The 2945-nt window shown below is 69.3% G+C and carries 2 protein-coding genes; one reads left to right on the top strand and one right to left on the bottom strand.

The window, feature by feature from the left end; translation table 11 throughout:
* Nucleotides 1-724, bottom strand: a 724-nt coding sequence (locus QAR72_RS15595; protein WP_304618295.1) for an NAD(P)-dependent oxidoreductase, incomplete at its 3' end; no start/stop codon positions are given.
* Nucleotides 725-804: 80 nt separating this feature from the next.
* Here QAR72_RS15595 and QAR72_RS15590 point away from each other — a divergent pair.
* Nucleotides 805-2945 (top strand): penicillin acylase family protein (locus tag QAR72_RS15590; protein ID WP_304618294.1); only part of this gene is annotated, 2141 nt, incomplete at its 3' end.

The raw sequence follows: 2945 nt of genomic DNA, 5'->3' as shown, positions 1-2945 counted from the left end.
GGTCCTTGCGCATCCAGTCCACCGCGAAGCCGAAGTCGAACTCGTCCTTCAGCATCGTCTTGTGCCGGTTGACCATCTGCCAGGAGCCCGCCGCGCCCTGGGAGATCACCTCGACCACCTTCTCGCCATCAAGCCCGGCCTTCTGGCCGAAGGCCAGCGCCTCGGACAGGCCCTGCATCAGCCCGGCGATGCAGATCTGGTTCACCATCTTCGCCAGCTGACCCGCGCCCGAGGGACCGAGGAGCCGGCAGATCCGGGCATAGGCGGCCATCACCGGCTCGGCCCGGGCGTAATCCGCCGGATCGCCGCCGCACATGATCGAGAGCTGGCCGTTCTCGGCCCCCGCCTGCCCGCCCGAAACCGGCGCGTCGACGAAGGCAAGGCCCATCGCCGTGGCCTGGGCGGCCAGCTTCCGCGTCACCTTGGCCGAGACGGTGGTATGGTCAACGAAGATCGCGCCGGGCGTCATGCCGGCGAAGGCCCCGTCGGGGCCGGTGCAGACCGCGCGGAGGTCATCGTCATTGCCGACGCAGGCGAAGACGAATTCCGCGCCCTTCGCCGCCTCGCGCGGGGTGGCGGCGGCGCGGCCCTTGTGCTGGGAGGCCCAACCCTCGGCCTTGGCGGCGGTGCGGTTGTAGACCGTCACCTCATGCCCCTTCGCCGCCAGATGCCCGGCCATCGGAAAGCCCATCACCCCCAGGCCCAGAAACGCAACTTTTGCCATGCCGATTCCCCGCTCATTGCCCTTGCTAAGGTGATGGACTAGGAACCGATCCAATCCGTCACGTCAAGAACAGGACCCCCATGCTGACCGCCTTCCGCTGGCTGATCCGCCTTTTGACCGGAGCGATCGTGCTGGGGCTGATCGTGATGCTGCTGGCTTACTGGATCCTGTCGCGCTCGCTGGTGGATTATTCCGAGGATTTCACCCTGCGCGGCATCTCGGCCCCGGTCGAGATCGTGCGCAACAACGACAATGTGCCGCATATCTTCGGCGAGAGCGACCGGGACGTGTTCTTCGCCCTTGGCTTCGCCCATGCGCAGGACCGGCTGTGGCAGATGACGATGCTGCGGCGGACGGCTCAGGGGCGGTTGTCGGAGCTGTTCGGCAAGCCCACGGTGCGGGTCGACGAGTTGATGCGGCGGCTGGATCTTTACGGTCTGGCGCTGGATGCGGTGGCGGCGCAGGACCCCGAGACGCTGGCGGCGCTTGAGGCCTATTCCGCCGGGGTGAATGCCTGGATCGGCGAGGTGAACCAGGGCGCGCGGGGCCGCGGGGCGCCGGAGTTCTTCCTGTTCGCGCCCGAAATCTCGGCCTGGGCGCCGGCGGATTCGATCGCGATCCTGAAGCTCATGGCCTTGCAGCTGACCGACTCGGCGCAGAAGGAGATCCTGCGGGCGCGGGTGTCGCTGCTGCTGTCGCCCGAGCGGCTGATGGATCTTCTGCCCGACGATCCGGGGCAAGGCGTGGCCGCCCTGCCCCAGTTCTCCAGCCTGGTGCCCGGGGTCGTGCCTTCGGCGCGGCCGGTGGATTTCGCGCTGGGGCCGATGTCGCCGGTCGCGGATCCGGGGATGGCGGGGGCGTCGAACGCCTGGGCGGCGATGCCGGGACGGTCGGCGGCGGGGGGCAGCCTTCTGGCCAATGATCCGCATCTGGGGCTGACGGCGCCGACGCTGTGGTATCTGGCGCGGCTGGAGCTGGCCTCGGGCGGGGTGATCGGCGCGACGATCCCTGGCGTGCCGGTGGTGCTGGTCGGGCGCAGCGAGCGGCTGGGCTGGGGGCTGACCACGGCCTATGTCGACGATCAGGACGTGCTGATCGAGGAAGTGAACCCGGAGAACACCGAGGAATACCGGACCCCGGACGGCTGGGCACGGTTCCAGAGCCGCCAGTCGATCATCACGGTCAAGGATGCCGAGCCGGTGACGCTGACGCTGCGCTGGTCGCGGCACGGGCCGATCCTGCCGGGGACGCATTACGATCTGGCGACGATCACGCCGCCCGGCCATGTGGCGGCGCTGGCCTGGACGGCGCTGGCGCCGGGGGACACCTCGATGACGGCGGCGATGCGGCTGATGCGGGCGGGGACGGTGGCCGAGGCGCTGGAAGCGGGCCGGCTGGCCGTCGCGCCCGCGCAGAACCTGACGCTGGCCGATGGCGAGGGGATCGCGCTGCAGGTGGTGGGGGCGCTGCCGGCGCGGGATCCGGGGAATCCGGGCCAGGGGCGGCTGCCGGTCCTTGGCGCGGACCCGCGGGCGGGGTTCACGGGCGTGCTGCCCTATGAGGAGAACCCGCGTTTCGTGAACCCGGAGTCGGGGCTTCTGGGCAATACCAACAACAAGACGGTCGACCGGCCCTTCCCGAACCATGTCAGCTTTGACTGGGGCGACACGCAGCGGATCCAGCGTTGGCTGACGCTGATGAAGGCGCGCGAGGTGCACACGCGCGAAAGCTTCATCGAGGCGCAGCTTGACACGGTGAACCCGACGGCGCGGGCGCTGCTGCCGCTGATCGGGGCGGATCTGTGGTTCACCGGCGAGGCGGCGCCGGAGGGCACGCCGGAACGGCTGCGGCAGCGGGCGCTGATCCTGCTGGCGGAATGGAACGGCGAGATGAACGAGCATCTGCCCGAGCCGCTGATCGCCGAGGCCTGGCTGCGGGCGCTGATGCAGCGGCTGATCCGGGACGAGATCGGGGCGATGGCGGACAGTTTCACCCATGTCTCTCCGGTCTTCATCGAGCGGGTCTATCGCAATGTGGGCGGCGCGGGCGTCTGGTGCGACGTGCTGCAGTCGGCGGCGGTGGAAAGCTGCACGGATATCGCCCGGATCGCGCTGGACGAGGCGCTGATCGGCCTGACCGAACGCTATGGGCCGAATCTGGAAAGCTGGCGCTGGGGCGATGCGCATCAGGCGGTGCATGACCATCCGGTGCTGGGGGATGT

Source organism: Paracoccus sp. (in: a-proteobacteria), assembly GCF_030604785.1.
Taxonomy (GTDB): Bacteria; Pseudomonadota; Alphaproteobacteria; order Rhodobacterales; family Rhodobacteraceae; genus Paracoccus.
The sequence above is the reverse complement of the archived record's forward strand: the minus strand, read 5'-3'. Positions and strand labels throughout refer to the sequence as shown.